The 18362-nt window shown below is 64.4% G+C and carries 16 protein-coding genes; 9 read left to right on the forward strand and 7 right to left on the reverse strand.

Annotated features, from left to right (window positions below; translation table 11 throughout):
- Positions 1-9 precede the first annotated feature (9 nt).
- Positions 10-1200 (forward strand): acyltransferase family protein, encoded by a 1191-nt coding sequence (locus K3F49_RS02795; protein ID WP_234679357.1) that lies wholly within the window; start codon positions 10-12, stop codon positions 1198-1200.
- A gap of 15 nt (positions 1201-1215) precedes the next feature.
- Here K3F49_RS02795 and purL read toward each other — a convergent pair whose 3' ends face one another.
- Complete coding sequence (gene purL / locus K3F49_RS02800) at positions 1216-3426, reverse strand: phosphoribosylformylglycinamidine synthase subunit PurL (RefSeq protein ID WP_234679360.1); 2211 nt, start codon at positions 3424-3426, stop codon at positions 1216-1218.
- Between the two features lie 184 nt (positions 3427-3610).
- Here purL and K3F49_RS02805 point away from each other — a divergent pair, with 184 nt between their 5' ends.
- Positions 3611-4090, forward strand: coding sequence for a PaaI family thioesterase (locus K3F49_RS02805; RefSeq protein WP_234679362.1), 480 nt, complete (start codon positions 3611-3613; stop codon positions 4088-4090).
- 129 nt (positions 4091-4219) lie between these two features.
- Here K3F49_RS02805 and K3F49_RS02810 read toward each other — a convergent pair whose 3' ends face one another.
- Both K3F49_RS02810 and purQ read right to left on the reverse strand, forming a co-directional pair.
- Positions 4220-5191, reverse strand: a complete 972-nt coding sequence (locus tag K3F49_RS02810) for a tripartite tricarboxylate transporter substrate binding protein BugD (RefSeq protein ID WP_234679364.1) — start codon at positions 5189-5191, stop codon at positions 4220-4222.
- Positions 5188-5889: a phosphoribosylformylglycinamidine synthase subunit PurQ gene (gene purQ / locus K3F49_RS02815; protein ID WP_234679366.1), complete on the reverse strand. Its 702-nt coding sequence runs from the start codon at positions 5887-5889 to the stop codon at positions 5188-5190. The genes K3F49_RS02810 and purQ overlap by 4 nt, the downstream gene beginning before the upstream one ends.
- 169 nt (positions 5890-6058) lie before the next feature.
- Between purQ and corA the strand changes: the two genes are divergently transcribed.
- On the forward strand, positions 6059-7075 hold the full coding sequence (gene corA / locus K3F49_RS02820; RefSeq protein WP_234679368.1) for a magnesium/cobalt transporter CorA: 1017 nt from the start codon (positions 6059-6061) through the stop codon (positions 7073-7075).
- Between the two features lie 22 nt (positions 7076-7097).
- Here the strand turns inward: corA and purS are convergent, their stop codons facing one another.
- Together purS and purC are read right to left on the reverse strand one after the other, a co-directional pair.
- Positions 7098-7337 carry a phosphoribosylformylglycinamidine synthase subunit PurS gene (purS, locus tag K3F49_RS02825; RefSeq protein ID WP_148773046.1) on the reverse strand — a complete coding sequence of 80 codons (240 nt, stop codon included), beginning with the start codon at positions 7335-7337 and terminating at the stop codon, positions 7098-7100.
- A 12-nt stretch (positions 7338-7349) separates the two neighbouring features.
- The gene (gene purC / locus K3F49_RS02830) at positions 7350-8117 is read right to left on the reverse strand and encodes a phosphoribosylaminoimidazolesuccinocarboxamide synthase (protein ID WP_172782948.1); all 768 of its coding nucleotides are present in this window, start codon (positions 8115-8117) and stop codon (positions 7350-7352) included.
- 321 nt (positions 8118-8438) lie between these two features.
- Between purC and K3F49_RS02835 the strand changes: the two genes are divergently transcribed.
- On the forward strand, positions 8439-8762 hold the full coding sequence (locus K3F49_RS02835; RefSeq protein WP_234679370.1) for a DUF1476 domain-containing protein: 324 nt from the start codon (positions 8439-8441) through the stop codon (positions 8760-8762).
- A 92-nt stretch (positions 8763-8854) separates the two neighbouring features.
- Positions 8855-10297, forward strand: coding sequence for an adenylosuccinate lyase (purB, locus tag K3F49_RS02840; RefSeq protein WP_234679372.1), 1443 nt, complete (start codon positions 8855-8857; stop codon positions 10295-10297).
- Positions 10298-10355: 58 nt separating this feature from the next.
- Here purB and cynS read toward each other — a convergent pair whose 3' ends face one another.
- The gene (gene cynS / locus K3F49_RS02845; protein ID WP_234679374.1) at positions 10356-10847 is read right to left on the reverse strand and encodes a cyanase; all 492 of its coding nucleotides are present in this window, start codon (positions 10845-10847) and stop codon (positions 10356-10358) included.
- A gap of 75 nt (positions 10848-10922) precedes the next feature.
- Positions 10923-12467: an alpha/beta fold hydrolase gene (locus tag K3F49_RS02850; protein ID WP_234679376.1), complete on the reverse strand. Its 1545-nt coding sequence runs from the start codon at positions 12465-12467 to the stop codon at positions 10923-10925.
- A gap of 136 nt (positions 12468-12603) precedes the next feature.
- On the opposite strand from K3F49_RS02850, the gene mddA reads away from it, so the two are divergent.
- From mddA to K3F49_RS02870, 4 genes are all read left to right on the forward strand, one after another.
- Complete coding sequence (mddA, locus tag K3F49_RS02855; protein WP_234679378.1) at positions 12604-13371, forward strand: methanethiol S-methyltransferase; 768 nt, start codon at positions 12604-12606, stop codon at positions 13369-13371.
- Positions 13368-14345, forward strand: coding sequence for an NADPH:quinone oxidoreductase family protein (locus K3F49_RS02860; RefSeq protein ID WP_234679380.1), 978 nt, complete (start codon positions 13368-13370; stop codon positions 14343-14345). The genes mddA and K3F49_RS02860 overlap by 4 nt, the downstream gene beginning before the upstream one ends.
- Before the next feature lie 34 nt (positions 14346-14379).
- Complete coding sequence (locus K3F49_RS02865; RefSeq protein WP_234679382.1) at positions 14380-15135, forward strand: PaaI family thioesterase; 756 nt, start codon at positions 14380-14382, stop codon at positions 15133-15135.
- Between the two features lie 481 nt (positions 15136-15616).
- Entirely contained in the window at positions 15617-18292 is a 2676-nt protein-coding gene (locus K3F49_RS02870) for an autotransporter outer membrane beta-barrel domain-containing protein (protein WP_234680559.1), read from the forward strand.
- Positions 18293-18362: the final 70 nt, after the last annotated feature.

Here is an 18362-nt window from a genome sequence, read left to right on the forward strand (position 1 = left end):
GGGGCAACCATGAGCACGATGTCACATTCTGCGACGATGGGCGCAGAGGCGCATACCCAGCCGAAGGCCAAGGTGCGCAATTTATCGCTCGACCGCGCCCGCACCTTCCTGACGCTGGTGGTGCTGCTGCACCATGCCGTTATCCCCTATACCTATTTTGGTCACACCGACCCGAAGTACTTCTTCGGCTTCGACATGATCGTGCTCGCCACCGACAGCTTCTTCATGGCGATGTTCTTCTTCCTGTCGGGCTTGTTTGCATGGTCAGGCATCGCCCGAAAGGGAGCGCCGAGCTATTTGGCAGATCGGCTGCTGCGGCTTGGGCTGCCGTTCGTGATCTGCGCATTCACGATCATTCCGCTCGCCTATTACGCGATCTCGCTCCGGCACAATCCCGAGATCGGCTTCTCGGAATACTGGTGGAATATGGTCACGAAGGGCCCGTGGCCGAGCGGGCCGATCTGGTTCCTCTGGGTCCTGTTCGCCTTCGACGTGGTTGCCTGCATCCTGCATCGACTGTCACCCAACCTGCTCGATCCGATCAATCGCCTGTCGCTGCACGGCCGCCGCCGGCCGGCGGTGTTCTTCGCGGTCATGCTTGCCATCACTGCAGCGTTCTATGTTCCCGGACTGATGTACTTTGGACCAAGCAGCTGGTTCGAGTTCGGGCCCTTCTCGGTGCAGCACGGGCGCGTGATGCTTTACGCGAGCTACTTCTTTTTCGGGGCCGGCATCGGCGTCGCGAATATGGACCGCGGACTGCTCGCGGCTGACGGCCGAATGGCGAAGGTCAGTTGGGACTGGATGGTCTTGGCGATCGTTCCGTATTGCCTGCTCTGGGTACTGATCTTCATCAAGCGCGAAATACTGGGAAATCCATCACCGCTGCCCAACTGGTATGAGGGGCTCTATGCCATCTGCTTCGCTGTCTTCAGCGTGGCCATCATGTTTCTCATCCTGGCCTTCTTCCAGAGGTTCAAACAATCGGGTTCGGCCAGGCTACTCGATCCGATGCAGGCGGACGCCTTTGGCATGTTTCTGGTGCACTACCCGATCGCGCTTTGGCTGCAATACTGGCTGTTCGACTATAACCTGCCAGCGATCGTCAAGGCGACGATTGTATTCGTGCTGACGGTCGCGTTGAGTTGGGCGCTGACGCGCGCCTTGCGCCAAATCCCCGGGGCAACGAAGGTGCTGTGAGTTTGTGAAGGCGGCTTACGCCGCCTTGCCGCCCATATAATCCGGCAACCAGCGCTCGTGCGACGTGCGCAGCGCGTCGATCGTAACTGGCGTCTCGCCCGCGATCGCGATCGCATCGCCACCGGTGGTGCCGATGCGCACGCAGGGCACCTCGCAGCCGCGCATCTTGGCGAGCACGCGGCCGGCTTCCGTTTCCGGCACGGTGACGAGATAGCGCGCCTGGTCCTCACCGAACCAATAGGCCTGCGAGACAAGCGAGGTGGGCGCCGCCAGCAGCTTGGCGCCGATGCCGCTCGCCATTGCCATCTCGGCCAGCCCGATCAGCAGGCCACCGTCGGAGAGGTCATGCACGGCGGTCGCGGTGCCCGCATGGATCATGCCGCGCACGCAGTCGCCGTTGCGCTTCTCGGCAGCAAGGTCGACCGGCGGCGGCGCGCCCTCCTCGCGACCGCAGATGTCGCGCAGATAAACCGACTGGCCGAGCCAGCCATGGGTGTCGCCGATCAGCAGGATCGCCTCGCCCTCGGCCTTGAAGGCGAGCGACGCGGACTTGGTGAAGTCGTCGAGCAGGCCGACGCCGCCGATCGAGGGCGTCGGGAGGATCGCGCGGCCGTTGGTCTCGTTGTAGAGCGAGACGTTGCCGGAGACGACCGGGAAGTCGAGCGTACGGCAGGCTTCCGAAATGCCCTTTAGGCAGCCGACGAACTGGCCCATGATCTCGGGCCGCTCCGGATTGCCGAAATTGAGATTGTCGGTGATGGCGAGCGGCTTGCCGCCGACCGCGGTGATGTTGCGCCAGGCTTCCGCCACCGCCTGCTTGCCCCCCTCGAACGGATCGGCCTCGCAATAGCGCGGCGTGACGTCGACGGTCAGCGCCAGGCCCTTCGGCCCGTCCTGCACGCGTACGACCGCGGCGTCGCCGCCGGGGCGCTGCATGGTATTGCCGAGAATGACGTGGTCGTACTGCTCCCAGACCCAGCGCTTGCTGCACATGTCGGGTGTGCCGATCAGCTTCTCCAGCGCCGCACCGAGCGGCATCGGCGCCGGCACGTCGCGCGCATGCACGGTCGGCAGCGCGACGGAAGTAACATGCGGACGGTCATAGAGCGGTGCCTCGTCGCCGAGCTCCTTGATCGGCAGATCGGCCATGACGTCGCCGCCATGCTTGACCACGAAGCGCTTGCTCGGCGTGGTGTAGCCGACGACGGCGAAGTCGAGGCCCCATTTCTCGAAGATCGCCTCGGCTTCCTTTTCCTTCTCGGGCTTGAGCACCATGAGCATGCGCTCCTGGCTCTCCGAGAGCATCATCTCGTAGGCGCTCATGCCGGTCTCGCGGGTCGGCACCGCGTCGAGATCGAGGTCGACGCCGAGGTCGCCCTTGGCGCCCATCTCGACCGCCGAGCAGGTCAAGCCCGCCGCGCCCATGTCCTGGATCGCGATGACACAATCGGCTTCCATGATCTCGAGGCAGGCCTCGAGCAGAAGTTTTTCGGCGAAGGGATCGCCGACCTGCACGGTCGGACGCTTCTCCTCGGACTTGTCGTCGAATTCGGCCGACGCCATCGAGGCGCCGTGGATACCGTCGCGGCCCGTCTTGGAGCCCAGATAGACGATCGGCATGTTCACGCCGGAGGCAGCCGCATAGAAGATCTTGTCGGCATCGGCGAGGCCCACGGCCATCGCATTGACGAGGATGTTGCCATCGTAGCGGGTGTGGAAGCGCATCTGGCCGCCGACCGTCGGCACGCCGAAGGAATTGCCGTAGCCGCCAACACCGGCGACGACGCCGGACACGAGATGCCGGGTCCTGGCGTGCTCGGGTGCGCCAAAGCTCAGCGCGTTCAGGCAGGCGATCGGGCGCGCGCCCATGGTGAAGACGTCGCGCAGAATGCCGCCGACGCCGGTGGTCGCGCCCTGATAGGGCTCGATGTAGCTCGGGTGGTTGTGGCTCTCCATCTTGAAAACCACCGCCTGGCCATCGCCGATGTCGATCACGCCGGCATTCTCGCCGGGACCCTGGATCACCCAAGGCGCCTTGGTCGGCAGGCCCTTCAGATGGAGGCGCGAGGATTTGTACGAGCAGTGCTCGTTCCACATGGCCGAGAAGATACCGAGTTCGGTGAAGGTCGGCTCCCGCCCGATCAGCTTCAGGATGCGCTCGTACTCGTCGGGCTTGAGCCCGTGGGCGGCGATCAGCTCGGGGGTGATCTTGGGTTCGTTCTTCATGGATTCGGGGCTTTCGGCGGGCGTTTGGCCGTTCTTAGGAACATCGGAGGCTCACGAAAAGCCCTTTATGACGCATTTTCCCGCTGTCCCACGTTTTGCAAGGAGGGTCGGCGGGAACGGGAATTGCAAGGCGCTGACGGATCGGATTTAAGAGCTAAAGACCCGTAATTGAAGGCCCATTTCCTTGCACGAATTGACCAAAGTCCCCTCCACCCGCCGCCCAGACCTGCACGTCGCCACCGAGGGCGAGTTTAAGGGTTGGCGGACATGGATTCGCGACAGTTTTGAGAGCCATATCGGCCCGTTCTGGCACAAGATCGAGGATGACGGCAGCGTCCGCTCGGCGTTCCGGGTCGAGAAAAAGCACCTCAACGGCTCCGGGAACGTCCATGGCGGCTGCTTCATGGCCTTCGCGGACTATTGCCTGTTCGCAATCGCCACCCACGAGCTGGACGGCCCGGCCGTGACCACCAATTTCGCCTGCGATTTCCTCGACGCGGCGCGCGAGGGCGAGCTGGTCGAATGCACAGGTGAAGTCTCCCGCGCGGGCGGCTCGCTGATCTTCCTGCGTGGCAAGCTGACCTCGGCCGGCCGGCCGCTGTTCACCTTCTCCGGCACGATCAAGCGGGTGAAGCGGAAGCCGGCATTGCAGGCAAACGCATAGCCCCGCAGCTTCACGTTTGGTGCGTTCTCGCTTGGACTTCCGACAAGCGCTGTCGCACCGAGGACGACGACGAGGAGTCAGTCGCGTCGGACGCAATGCAGGTTCAAGACCCCCAGCCAAACGCTGCTGCTACTTGGCATCGTCCGCCAGCATCTTCCGGTATTTCTCGACGTCGCGCGTCACGAGCTTTTGCAGAACCTCGGGCGTGTGCTCGTCGGGATCGGGCGCGACGGTCGAGAGGTCAGCAAAGCGCTTCTTCACCGCGTCGGTTTCCACCGCCGTGCGTGCGGCTGCATTCAGCTTGGCGATGATGGCCGGCGGCGTCCCCTTGGGCGCAAACAGGCCGTTCCAGCCCTGCGCCTCGAATTCCGGCAGGCCCGCTTCGGCGGATGTCGGCAGATCAGGCAACGTCGTGAGCCGCACGGTCGAGCCGACCACGAGCCCCCTCACCAGCTTTTCGTTGATCGACTGCGATACCGAGGCCGCCGCGTCGCAGACGCCATCGATCTGGCTGCCGATCGCGTCGGTGAGCGCGGGCGAAGCACCACGATAGCCGACCAGCGTCGCGTCGACGCCGGCAGCCGTGACAAAGCTCTTGCAGATGAGATAGTTCGACGAGCCGACGCCGGCGTGGCCGAGATTGATCTTGCCGGGATTGGCCTTGGCGTAGGCGATGAACTCCTTCAGATCCTTCGCCGGAAAATCCTTGCGGATCGCAATGATACCGAAGGTCTTGGCCACCATGCCGATCGGCGCGAAAGAGTCCGGCGTGAACGGCAGCTTCGGATAGATCGTGTAGGTCGCAGCATTGGTGCCGGCATTGCCGATCGCGATCGTATAGCCGTCCGGCTCGGCGCGGGAGGCGCGCGCAAGCGCAGTCGAGCCGCCGGCGCCCGCAACATTCTCGATCACGATGGACTGGCCAAGCGCCACGCCCATCTGCTCGGCCACCGTGCGCGCGATCACGTCCGACGTGCCGCCGGCTGCGAACGGCACGATCATGGTGATCGGATGCTTGGGAAAATCCTGCGCGAATGCAGCGCTCGTGAGCGACAACGCTGCGAACGCAGCGAGCGCACGCTTCACCACGAAGGAGATCACGCGGCCTTTTCCAGATGCGCGGTGAGGCCTGCGAACAGGTCGCGGCCATCGGTGCAGCCCATGATGTCTTCGACGTGGTTTTCCGGGTGCGGCATCATGCCGAGCACATTGCCCTTGTCGTTGAGAAGGCCCGCGATGGAATGCGCCGCGCCGTTGATGTTGTGGCTCTCGTCGACCGCACCATCAGCCGAGCAGTAGCGATAGAGCACGCGCCCCTCGCCTTCGATCCGCTTGATGGTCTCTTCGTCTGCCTCGTAATTGCCCTCGCCATGCGCGACCGGCACGCGGATCACCTGGCCGGCATTGTAGCCGCGGGTGAACGGCGTATCGGAGCGCTCGACGCGCAGATGCACGTCCTTGCAGATGAATTTCAGCCGCGCATTGCGCATCAGCACGCCCGGCAGCAGGCCGGATTCGCAGAGGATCTGGAAACCGTTGCAGACGCCGAGCACGAGGCCGCCCTTGGCCGCATAATCGCGCACCGCATCCATCACGGGCGCCCGCGCCGCAATGGCGCCACAGCGAAGGTAGTCGCCGTAGGAGAAGCCGCCGGGCACGACCACGAGATCGGTGCCTGATGGCAGCGAGGTCTCGGCGTGCCACACCATCGCCGGCTCATGGCCCGAGATCAGCCTCAGGGCGCGCGCCATGTCGCGCTCGCGGTTGATTCCGGGAAAGACGAGGATGGCGGCTTTCATGATTCAGGTTCCGACGGGGTGGCAGGAATCGGGTTGGCCCACGGGCCAAATCGTGAAGAGACATAGCCATTTGACGGGAATTTTACCAGTGCTAGCCTCGCCGGGCGGCCTTGTACACAGGCCATAGCCACGGCTGTTTTGCCGAACGATTTTGCCCGGGATTGAAGCCATGAATGTCCCGTCGCGACCCGCATCCCAGTCCGAACCGGTGTCCGCCGCGGGCGTCGTCGCGGCCGGCGCCTATGTCGATGGCCGGCGCGTCGCCAACATCGCCATCAGCGAGGCGTCGAGCTGGCGGGCCAAGCCCGGCCATGTGGTCTGGATCGGGCTGCACGAGCCCGACATGACGCTGCTCGGCGCGGTGCAAAAGCAGTTCGACCTGCATGAGCTCGCCATCGAGGACGCCAACAACGCCCATCAGCGGCCCAAGATCGAGCAATATGGCGAGGCCCTGTTCATCGTCGCGCGCACGGCACAATTGATCGAGGGCCGCATCGCCTTCGGCGAGACCCACATCTTCATCGGGGACGGCTATCTGGTGACGGTCCGTCATGGCGCCTCGACCTCCTACACGGCGGTGCGCGAACGCTGCGAGAGCTGCCCGCGGGCGCTGGCGCGCGGCGAGGACTATATCCTCTATGCGATCCTCGATTTCATCGTCGACAACTACTCTCCCGTGCTCGAGAGCATTCACGAGGAGGTCGAGGAGATCGAGGATTACGTGCTCGCGAATGCCATCACCAAGGCGCAGATCGAGCGGCTGTACATGCTGCGCCGCGACCTGTTGCGCCTCCGCAATGCCATCGGGCCCCTGGTCGAAGTCTGCCGCCGGCTGGAGCATGACGAGCTGTCGATGGTGCGACCGGCAATGCAGACCCTGTTCCGCGACGTCACCGATCACGTCCGCAACATCCAGGAGCGCATCGATTCCATGCGCGAGGTGCTGGCCTTCGCCTTCGAGGCGAGCCTGCTGGTCGGCCAGGCGCAGGAGACGGCGGTGTCGAAGAAGCTCGCCTCCTGGCTCGCGATCCTCGCCGTGCCCACCGCAGTCGCCGGCATCTACGGGATGAACTTCAAGTACATTCCCGAGCTGCAATGGGAGTACAGCTATTTCGTCGTCATGGGGATGATGGCGCTCGCCTGCCTTGCATTGTACTGGCGCTTCCGCCGCGTCGGGTGGCTCTGACGCCAGCGCCGGCGCGCTGACGTCAGACGATCTCGACCCGATAGTTCTCGATCACAGTGTTGGCGAGCAGCTTGTCGGCGGCGTCCTTCAGCGCGGCTTCCGCCTTGGCCTTGTCGGCGCCGGCGAGCTCGATGTCGAACACCTTGCCCTGGCGGACGCTGGCGACGCCGTCGACGCCGAGCGACTTCAGCGCGCCTTCGATGGCCTTGCCCTGCGGATCGAGGATGCCGGTCTTCAGGGTAACGGTAACACGTGCCTTCACGTCAAATCCCTCTTAGCTCTTCACCAGCACCGGACCGGTGCCCTGCGGACGCTCGTTCTCCATGAGGATGCCGAGACGTTTTGCAACTTCCGTGTAAGCCTCGAGCAGCCCGCCCAGGTCGCGGCGGAAACGATCCTTGTCGAGCTTCTCGTTCGACTTGATGTCCCACAGCCGGCAGCTGTCCGGCGAGATCTCGTCGGCGACGATGATGCGCATCATCTCGTTCTCGAACAGCCGGCCGCACTCCATCTTGAAGTCGACGAGGCGGATGCCGATGCCGAGGAAGAGGCCGGTGAGGAAGTCGTTGACACGGATGGCGAGCGCCATGATGTCGTCGATCTCCTGCGGCGTGGCCCAGCCGAAGGCGGTGATGTGCTCTTCCGACACCATGGGGTCGTTGAGCTGGTCGTTCTTGTAGTAGAATTCGATGATCGAACGGGGCAGCTGGGTGCCCTCCTCGATGCCGAGGCGCTGCGACAGCGAGCCGGCGGCGACGTTCCGCACCACCACCTCGAGCGGCACGATCTCGACCTCGCGAATCAACTGCTCGCGCATGTTGAGGCGGCGGATGAAGTGGGTCGGCACCCCGATGTCGTTGAGGTGCTGAAACAGGTACTCCGAGATCCGGTTGTTGAGGACACCCTTGCCCTCGATGACCTGATGCTTCTTCGCATTGAACGCGGTGGCGTCATCCTTGAAGTGCTGGATCAGGGTACCGGGCTCCGGACCTTCGTAAAGAACCTTTGCCTTGCCTTCATAAATGCGACGCCGACGGCTCATTGGGATGTACCGTGTTTTGTTGAAATCCATGTATTTGGTGTGCTCCGGTTACCAGGTTACGACCCACAGCGGAGCTGCCGTGAACGGCCTGGAACCCCATCCGAATCCTTGGAAACAGAACGGGAACCAAGCCTTTAGGCAACCTATCCGATTGGCTGTCCCAGCACAATCGATCCGGCCCATCCGACGCTGACTTATACCATCTTGCCTGCGGCTTTACGGCTCGTTGTTTCACCGATTCGTGCCCCCTATCTAGGCATGCGCCGGGCCTCTCGCAACGAGGGCGCCACGCCCCAGTCAGCTTAAGGAATTGGAAGACGCATGAGCGAATTCGACAAGCGCGAGGAAGGCTTTGAGAAGAAGTTCGCCCTCGACGAGGAGCAGAAATTCAAGGCGGGGGCCCGCCGCAACCGGCTGCTGGGGCTGTGGGCGGCCGAAAAGCTCGGAATCACCGGCGAAGCTGCCACCGCCTACGCCAAGGAAGTGGTCGCGGCCGATTTCGAGGAAGCCGGCGACGGCGACGTCCTGCGCAAGGTCATGACCGATTTCGCCGCCAGGAACGTCGCCCTCACCGAACAGGCGATTCGCGCCAAGATGAGCGAATTGATCGCGGTCGCGGCCGCCGAGGTGAAGGCCGGGAAGTAAGCTTAACAGCGGGCGGTGGATGGCCTTGGAAGGCCTCCGCCGCTCGCCCTCTCGGGCTTGCAGCCGGCTCCTGGCAATGCCAAATGGGCGGCATGTCCCAAGAAAACCGCCAAGATCACATTTCCAACGTCCTCGCCCAACGCTATGCCTCGCCCGCCATGCGCGCCATCTGGAGCGGTGAAGGCAAGGTTCGCCTCGAACGCGACTACTGGATCGCCGTGCTGAAAGGCCAGCGCGATCTCGGTATCCCGGTGCCCGATGGCGTGATCGAGGCCTACGAGCGCGTGAAGGACCAGGTCGACCTGGACTCCATCATGCGGCGCGAGCGCATCACCCGCCACGACGTCAAGGCGCGGATCGAGGAGTTCTGCGATCTCGCCGGTCACGAGCACCTGCACAAGGGCATGACCAGCCGCGACCTCACCGAGAACGTGGAGCAGCTGCAGGTCTATCGCGGGCTGCAGCTGATCGAAACCAAGAGCATCGCCGCGCTCATTCGCTTTGCGAAGCACGCCAAGCAATTACGCGACATGCCTTTCACGGCGCGCACGCACAACGTGGCCGCGCAGGTCACGACGCTCGGCAAGCGTATCGCCATGTTCGGCGAGGAGATGCTGGTTTCGCATCAGAGCCTGGTCAACGTGCTCGACACCTATCCCGCGCGCGGCCTGAAGGGCGCGGTCGGCACCCGGCTCGATCAGATCACGCTGTTCAATGGCGATGCCGGCAAGGCGCGCGCGCTCGAACAGCAAATCCTCAAGCACCTGGGTCTGCCCAAGAGCTTTGATGCGGTCGGCCAGGTCTATCCGCGCAGCCTCGACTTCCGCGCGGTCAGCGTCCTCACCGAGCTCGCCAGCGGTCCCGGCAATTTCGCCAAGACCATTCGCCTCATGGCGGGCCACGAGCTCGCCAGCGAAGGCTTTGCCAAGGGCCAGGTCGGCTCGTCCGCGATGCCGCACAAGATGAACAGCCGCTCCTGCGAGCGCATCAACGGCCTGCATGTCGTGCTGAAGGGCTATCTCGCCATGGCCGCAGGCCTCGCCGGCGATCAATGGAACGAAGGCGACGTCTCCTGCTCGGTGGTCCGTCGCGTGATGCTGCCGGATGCCTTCCTCGCCATGGACGGCCTGCTCGAGACCCTGCTCTCCGTGCTCGACCAGATGGAAGTGTTCGACGCCGTCGTCGCGACCGAGCTCAACCGCTATCTCCCTTTCCTGCTGACCACCACGGTGATGATGGAAGCGGTGAAGAAGGGCTCGGGGCGCGAAGGCGCGCACGAGGCGATCAAGGAGCACGCGGTCGCCGCCATTCGCGACCTGCGCACCGGCAAGATCGCGCAGAACGATTTGCTGCAGCGACTCGCCGCCGATCAGCGTCTCGGCTTGAGCGAAGCCGAGCTGCAGCGCGTGCTCGATCACGGTCGCGCCAATTCCGGCGATGCCGGCGCCCAGGTCGACTACTTCGCCGAGCAGGTTGACGCGCTGGCGAAAGCGAAGCCTGAAGCGGCCAAGTACACGCCGGGCGCGATCCTGTAAGCGAATGGTGAGCAGCGAATAGCGAATGGAGCTGATTCCATTCGCTACTCGCAATTCGCTATTCGCCCTCTTTGAAGCCGTACTCCGGCACGTTGCCGCTGGCGCCGTAATATTTGTACGGCAGGAATTTGCCTGACATCGTGATCTTGACGCGATCGCCCTTCGGGTTGGCGACGCGCTCGATGGCCATATCGAAGTCGATCGCCGACATGATGCCGTCGCCGAACTCTTCCTCGATCAGCGCCTTCCAGGCGGGGCCGTTCACCATCACCATCTCGTAGAAGCGGTAGATCAGGGGATCGGTCGGCGGCATCGGCGTGCCGGTGCCGCGCATGGGCACCTCGTTGAGCATCGCAGTCTCGGTCTTCGACAGGCCGAACAGCTCGCCGGCATTCGCAGCTTGCGGCTTCGTCAGCTTCATCTGCCCCATGATCGCGCCGACGATCAGCACCTCGGAGTAACCGCCGATCTTCTCGCAGATGTATTTCCAGCTCCAGCCCTTCTCGCGCTTGATGTCGAGCAGCTTCTCGGTGAGGTCTTCGCGTTTCATGTCAGGGTCTCCCTTGGTCAGGCATGTGACGGGCCTGCCGCTTTCGGAGGCACGAAACGTGCCAATAAATGAGGCTTAGGGTTTCAGAGTTTCCGTAAACCGCCTGATCGCCTTCAGCACCGGCTGCTGATCGCCGGCAAAGAACCAGTGATCGTTGCCGTCGAGCTCGACGAATTGCGCATCCCTGATCCGGCTCGCCACGTCGCGGCCGGCCGCGATGCGCACGGCCTTGTCGTCGCGCCGGTGCAGCACCAGTGTCGGCACGGCGATTTGCGGCAGCAGAGCACGCACGTCGGCGTCGCGAAATGCCTCGAGCACAGCCGAGATGCCGCCGGGACTGGATGCGGCGCGCAACAGCCCCGCCCACCAGGCGCGCGCCTGCGGATCGCCTGCAAGGCTCGGCGCAAAGGCTTCGATCCCGACCGGGCCGCCCCATTGCGCGATGAGATGCTTGCACCAGGCATCATATTGGCTGGCGCGCAGCGCATGCGGATAGTCTTCTGCCCAGCAGCCTTTTGCCAATGCGCCGAACAGAATGAGCCCGGCGACGCGGCTGGGATCATCGACCGCAAATTTGATGCAGGCCGGCCCGCATTCGGAGGCGCCGAACAGCACGACGCGGCGCGAATTCACCGCGCTCAGCACCGTTCCTATATCCTCCGCAGTGACATCGATATTCGGCGCCGAGCCGACGCGGTCGGACAGCCCGATGCCGCGGCGATCGAACACGATGAGGCGCCCGAGCTTCATCAACGATGCCAGGAAGGTCCGGCTCGCGGGATGCTCCCAAGCACGCTCCACATGCGAGACGAAGCCGGGCATGACCAGGATATCGAGCGGACCGCTGCCGTAAGTCTGATACGCCAGGTGCACGCCCGCGCCCTTGACGTAGCGCGTCGTCGGAACCGCATGCGGTGCAGCCGCGCGGCTCATCAGCGCTTCGGTCTCGGCTTCCGGCGCAACGCCAAGCTCGTCGCGCAGCCGCTGCGTCAGCGCCGCGTGGTGCCGTTCCGCCGCGCTGCGGTCGCCGGCCAGCAGCAGGCTGCGGATCAGGTGCCGGCCATAGACTTCGCTGAGCGGATCGAGCTCGACCAGGCGTCCCGCATGCGCGGTCGCCGCAAAATGATCGCCGGCGGCATTCTTGTCCTGCACGAGCCGCTCCAGCGCATGCACGAGTCGCCCCCGCAGCGCCTCGCGGCGAAAGAACGCCCAATCGTCGAATTCGGCAGAGTCCTCCGGCGAGAAGCCCGCCAGGAAGTCGCCGCGATAGATCTGACAGCCTTCTTCAAACGCACCGCGGTCGCAGGCGTTCTCGAACAGATGCGTGTCGACCTTCAGCTCGATGTCCGGCGACCATCGCACGCTGGTGCGGTCGGTCTCGAAAACTGGCTGGCCGAGCGCAAGCTCGATGCGATGAAGCAAGCGCCGCAATCGTGCCAGCCCGGTCTCGCGGTCAGCCTCGGGCCACAGCCACGTGGCCATGACATCCCGCGCAACGGCGCCCCTGGCCTCCGCGAGATAGACCAGCAGCGCGAGCCCCTTGCGCAAAGCCAGCTTGATCGGTCGACCGTCGGCATAGACCTCGGGGAACCCGAACGTCCCAAGCAAGAAAGCCGTCATGGAATCCTTCCTCCGCTCGGGGGACGCACAGGGGACGGTCGCGCGTTAGCCATCGGCCCAGATCGAGTCCCTTCGCCTGCGGGCGGTTCAAGCTCCTGCATGCGGCCCCGCTGCTTCAGGCACAATAGGAAAAAACATGGTCTCGCGCGCCCTGATCCTGCTCTACGCCCTCGTGAGCTACGCTCTGTTCACGATCTCATTTCTTTATTCGCTCGGTTTCGTCGGCAATTATGTCGTGCCCAAGTCAATCGACAAGTCGATCGACGCCGGCCCCCCCTCGAATTTGGCCGCGGCCATCATCGTCAATTTGCTGCTGATGAGCCTGTTTGCCATCCAGCACAGCATCATGGCGCGTCCTGCGTTCAAACGATGGTCGGCCAAATTCCTTCCCGCTTCCTGCCAACGCAGCACCTATGTGCTGCTCTCCAGCCTGATCCTCCTTTTGCTGTTCTGGCAGTGGCGCCCGATCCCGACACCGATCTGGCAGACGAGCGGACGTGCGGCCTGGTTGCTGATCGCCGTGCATTGGCTCGGCTGGCTGATTGCGTTCGCCTCGACCCACATGATCGATCATTTCGATCTATTCGGCCTGCGCCAGGCCCTTGTCGCGTGGCGCGGGACCGAGATGCCAAGCCAATCGTTCAGAACGCCGCTGCTCTACAAGATCGTGCGGCATCCCCTCATGCTGGGCTTCCTGCTCGCGTTCTGGGCCACGCCCGAGATGACAGCCGGCCATCTCTTGTTCGCGCTCGCCAATACCGCCTACATCCTGGTCGCGCTCCAGTTTGAAGAGCGCGATCTGATCGCCGAGTTCGGTGCGACCTACCAGGACTATCGCCGGCACGTTCCCATGCTGGTGCCGCGTCTGTTCGTGCGCCGCCAGACGGAAGGAGCGCCGCGATGAGAGCGATTCTTTGCAAGTCTTTCACCGGACCGGTTGACCTGCGCGTCAGCGAGATCGACGAGCCGAAGCCGGCCGATGACGAGATTCTCATCGAGGTCCATGCAGCGTCGGTGAGCTTCATGGACCAGCTGCTGGTTTCGGGCCTTTATCAGATGCGGCCGCCTCTGCCGTTCGTGCCGGGCACGGAGGCCTCCGGTGTCGTCGTCGCCATCGGCGGGAAGGTCACTCGATTCGCCCCCGGCGATCGTGTGGCGTGCAGCAGCTGGACCGGCGGCTACGCCGAACGGATGATCGCCAAGGAGTCGAAGAGCGTACGTTTGCCTGATGGCGTCGCGTTCGAGGCAGCCGCGACGGTGCTGCACAATTACGGCACCGCCTATTACGCGCTGGTCGAGCGGGCACGGGCACAACGCGGCGAGACCGTTTTGATCACAGGCGCCGCCGGCGGTGTCGGGCTCGCTGCCGTCGACCTCGGCCGTCATCTCGGCCTGCGCGTCATCGCTGGCATCGGCTCCGACGACAAGGCCGCGCTGGTGCGCAGCTATGGCGCCAGCGAGGTCATCAATTATCGCAGCGAGGATCTGCGCGACCGGATCAAGTCGATCACATCTGGACAAGGCATCGATGTCGGCTTCGACAATATCGGCGGCGCGATCCTCGAGCAGATGGCCCGGCTGATGAACTGGGGTGGGCGGCTGATGCCGATCGGCTTCACCAGTGGCATTATTCCGTCGATCCCGATGAACCTGCCGCTTCTCAAGAACTATGCCATCATCGGCGTCTTCGTCGGCGCCTGGGCGGAGAAATTTTCCGCAGAGGCCGCGCGCATGAACGACACGTTGATGCAATTGCTGGCCGACGACCGCATCCGCCCGCACCTCGACCGCATCCTCCCTTTGGAGGAGGCCGCCGAAGCCATGCGCGCCGTGGCCAATCGAACGGTTCAGGGAAGAATTGTGCTCAAGATCCGATAGAATGCGCGTGAACGAGCAAGACAGGAAGACAGGTTTGACCGAGATCATCATCGACAAGCGGTTTTGCGGTCCGCCAAACTCCGGCAATGGCGGCTATGTCTGCGGCCGGCTGGCCCAGCATATTCCTGGCGGCGCCGAGGTGACGTTGCGCGCGCCGCCGCCGCTGGACACGCCGCTCGCTGCGATCGCAACGGACGACGGCACATGGGAGCTTCGCGATGGCGCCAAAGTCGTCGCGACCGGACGGGCGGTGAGTGTCGAGCTTGTTCGGCTGGAAACCGCCAGTTTTGATGAGGCCTGCGCCGCCGAACTGCTGACGCCGGTCAAGCCGCACGAGCATCCGCTGCCGACCTGTTTCGTCTGCGGCCCTGCCAGAGCGAAAGGAGACGGCCTGCGCATTTTCGCCGGACCGCTCGGACGCCATTCGCAGAGCCCAGTTCTCGCAGCGAGCTGGACGCCGGATCCAAATCTCGCCGCGGAGGACGGCCTGGTTGCGCCCGAATTTCTGTGGTCCGCACTCGACTGCCCCACCGGCTTCGCCTGCAATTGCGACCCGCAGAGTAATGCCGTCGACAAGACGCCACTCCTGCTCGGCCGGATGTCAGCGCGGATCGAAGCCCGCCCGCGCCCCGGCACGCGCTGCATCATCACGGCATGGCCAACCAGCCGCGACGGCCGCAAGCGCGCCGCCGAGGCCGCGCTGCGCGATGAAGGTGGAAGGTTGCTGGCCGTCGCGAAGACGACATGGATTGCAGTCGAGCGTGACGTGCAGCTGGGGCACCCTTCGTAGGGCCCTACGGCATGTGTCGTATGGCAACAGCGCGTGGGGCGGGTTAGCGTCGCGTAACCCGCGCCCTCCGTGCAACACGGTGATCCTGAATGGCGGACTACGCTGCTCATCCGCCGCCGCCGTGAGGCGGCGCATGCCGGCGATGTGCCGTTTCGTCCCTACGACAAGGCCTCTTTGCTGTGGACCTCTTGCAACAGTCATTCGCAAAAACACAACCTGAAGGCGCTGTCTGCCCATCGACGAGGCAATACGCGCTTCGTTGGGCACACGGTGTCATGGAATCCTGCTATCCGTGGCCATCCGGGCGCCCGCAGGACGGCATATGGCGGGCATTCCCTGATATCGACGACAGCGTGAACCGGTCCGTTGCGAACAAGGCCGGGCGCTGCAGAGCGGGTGGGCGGGCATGCTGTTTGGCTTGAGGTCGCTGCGGCGGCAAGCGGTTGGATCGGCGTCCGCAGGTTTTTTCATCTTGATCGCAATGGCCTCGGCCCATGCGGATTGTACGCCGGCCTCCGCCAATGGCGTGACGGCGAGCTGTACCGGCACCACCACCAACCAGGGCGGCGGCGCACCGGGCACGAGTGCCGGCACCGCCGGCTACGGCACTGGCAACGAAACCGGAATCACCGTCAATGTCGGCAGCGGCGCCAGCGTCACCGGCACCGTCAACCATGGCATCTGGATCGCGGCCGGAACGGTCACCAACAACACCGGGGGCAGCATCAGCGGCGCGGACGGAATTCTTGCCGCCACCGGCTCCGCCGACGTCACCAATTCCGGCAGCATCACCGGTACGAGCAACACCGGCATTGGCGCCACCACCGCCGCGAAGGTGGTCAACAACGCCGGCGCCAGCATCACCGGCAGACAGTACGGAATTCATGCCCTCGGCACCGCCAACGTGACCAATTCCGGCAGCATCACCTCCCAGTCGCTTTCACCCGTTACTGCCGCCATCAGTGCCGCCAGCGGCGCGACGGTGATCAACAACGCAGGCGGCGTCATCACCGGCGGGAGATTCGGCGTTACGAGCCACGGCGTCATCGATCTCACCAACTCAGGCACCATCTCCGCCAGCGCTGGCGGCGTCGGCTACGCCGTTTCTGCTGACAGCGGCGTAGCAGTGACCAACAATGCCGGCGCCAGCATCGCAGGCTTAACGTACGGGATTTTCAGCAGTGCCGGCGGCTCGTCGGTCGTCAACGCGGGCACCATCAGCGGCGGCACGGCGGCGATTGCGTTCGCCGGCACCGGCAACACGCTGACGCTGCTGCCCGCCTCGGTCATCTCGGGCCTCGTGCTCGGCACCGGCAGCGATACGTTCCAGCTCGGCGGCACGGGGGCGGCAAGCTTCGACATCTCGCAACTCGGCGCAGCCGCGCAGTATCAGGGCTTCGGCACCTTCAACAAGATCGACAGCTCGGTGTGGACGCTCACCGGCACCAGCACCTTTGCAGGGCCCCTCAACGTCAATGGCGGCATTCTAAGCGTCAACGGCGATCTCACCTCGGCGTCGAGCCTGACGGTGAACGCGGGCGGCACGCTTGGCGGCAACGGTACGGTCGGCACCACGCTGATCAATGGCGGCACGCTGGCGCCGGGCAATTCGATCGGCACCTTCACCGTGAGCGGCAGCCTGACGCTCACCGCGGCCTCGACCTACCTGGTGCAGGTGTCGGGCAGCAGTGCCGACAAGACCATCGTCACCACCACCGCCAATCTCGCCGGCAAGGTGGTGGTGGATCCGCTGGCGCGGGTGTCGGCGACGACGACCTATACGATCATGACGGCGGGCGCGGTGAACGGCGCCTTCTCCGGCGTGGACTTCCTCACCGCCTCCAGCTTTGCGCGCAACGCGCGGCTGACCTATGTCGGCAACGACGTGCTGCTGACGCTCGATGCCGGGCTGCTGTCGCCGGCCCTGCTAGGCAACGCCAACATCAATCAGAGGAACGTTGCCGCGGGCATCGACAACGCGCTGACCGGCGGCGCGACCATGCCGGCCGCCTTCAACGCGCTGTTCGCGCTGTCGGGTCAACCTCTGCTCAATGCGCTGACGCAGGCCTCGGGCGAGACGGCGACCGACACGCAGCAGACCACCTTTGATGCGATGAACCTGTTCATGGGCGTGCTGACCGATCCGTTCGTGGCCGGGCGTGGCGACCCGCGTTCGTCGTCCGGTGGCGCAACGGGTTATGCGGCCGACGAAAGTGATGCGCTCGCTTATGCCGGCAACCGCAAGCGTGCCGGCGCCGAGCGCGAGGCCTATGCCGCGATATATCGCAAGACGGCTCCGCTCTCCGAGTCACCCTGGAACGTCTGGGCGGCTGGCTTCGGCGGTTCGCAAACCACCGACGGCAACGCGACGCTCGGCTCCAACTTTGCCACCAGCCGCATCGCCGGCGGCACGGCCGGTGCGGATTACTGGTTCTCGCCCTATACCGTCGCGGGCTTCGCGCTCGCCGGCGGTGGCACCAGCTTCTCGGTGGCGAACGGCGGCACCGGCCGCTCCGATCTGTTCCAGGCCGGCGCCTTCGTCCGCCACAACAGCGGCCCCGCCTATGTCACCGCGGCGCTGGCCTATGGCTGGCAGGACGTGACGACCAATCGCACCGTCACCATCGCCGGCATCGATCAATTGCAGGCGCGCTTCAACGCCAACACCTGGTCCGGTCGTCTCGAAGGCGGCTACAGATACATCGCGCCGTGGACCGGCGGCGTTGGCCTGACGCCTTATGCCGCGGCCCAGTTCACCACCATCGACCTGCCGGCCTATGCGGAGCAGGCGCTCTCCGGCACCAATGCCTTTGCGCTAAGCTACGCTTCGAAGAGCGTCACCGCCACGCGCTCCGAGCTAGGCCTGCGCGCCGACAAGTCGTTCGCGTTCACCGATGCAATCCTGACCCTGCGCGGCCGCGCAGCGTGGGCGCACGACTTCAACGCCGACCGCGCCGTCGCCGCGACCTTCCAGGCGCTGCCGGGCGCGAGCTTCGTGGTCAACGGCGCGGCGCAGGCACACGACGCGGCGCTCACCACTGCATCGGCGGAGGTGAAGCTCGCAAACGGCCTGTCGCTCGCAGCCACCTTCGAAGGCGAATTCTCCGACGTCACCCGCAGCTACGCCGGCAAGGGCACCGTGCGCTACGCCTGGTGAGGGGCGTGCAACGGAGCAGGCCCTGCAATGGATGAGCTCTGAGGCGTGGTGTCGACAGCAAGACAATTCA

The organism is Bradyrhizobium monzae, assembly GCF_021458635.1.
Classification (GTDB): Bacteria; Pseudomonadota; Alphaproteobacteria; order Rhizobiales; family Xanthobacteraceae; genus Bradyrhizobium.

Coding starts and splice junctions, on each gene's coding strand:
- K3F49_RS02795 (WP_234679357.1), top strand. CDS start 10: ATGAGCACGATGTCACATTCTGCGACGATGGGCGCAGAGGCGCATACC.
- purL (WP_234679360.1), bottom strand. CDS start 3,426: ATGAAGAACGAACCCAAGATCACCCCCGAGCTGATCGCCGCCCACGGG.
- purQ (WP_234679366.1), bottom strand. CDS start 5,889: ATGAAAGCCGCCATCCTCGTCTTTCCCGGAATCAACCGCGAGCGCGAC.
- corA (WP_234679368.1), top strand. CDS start 6,059: ATGAATGTCCCGTCGCGACCCGCATCCCAGTCCGAACCGGTGTCCGCC.
- purC (WP_172782948.1), bottom strand. CDS start 8,117: ATGAGCCGTCGGCGTCGCATTTATGAAGGCAAGGCAAAGGTTCTTTAC.
- K3F49_RS02835 (WP_234679370.1), top strand. CDS start 8,439: ATGAGCGAATTCGACAAGCGCGAGGAAGGCTTTGAGAAGAAGTTCGCC.
- purB (WP_234679372.1), top strand. CDS start 8,855: ATGTCCCAAGAAAACCGCCAAGATCACATTTCCAACGTCCTCGCCCAA.
- cynS (WP_234679374.1), bottom strand. CDS start 10,847: ATGAAACGCGAAGACCTCACCGAGAAGCTGCTCGACATCAAGCGCGAG.
- K3F49_RS02850 (WP_234679376.1), bottom strand. CDS start 12,467: ATGACGGCTTTCTTGCTTGGGACGTTCGGGTTCCCCGAGGTCTATGCC.
- mddA (WP_234679378.1), top strand. CDS start 12,604: ATGGTCTCGCGCGCCCTGATCCTGCTCTACGCCCTCGTGAGCTACGCT.
- K3F49_RS02860 (WP_234679380.1), top strand. CDS start 13,368: ATGAGAGCGATTCTTTGCAAGTCTTTCACCGGACCGGTTGACCTGCGC.
- K3F49_RS02870 (WP_234680559.1), top strand. CDS start 15,617: ATGGCCTCGGCCCATGCGGATTGTACGCCGGCCTCCGCCAATGGCGTG.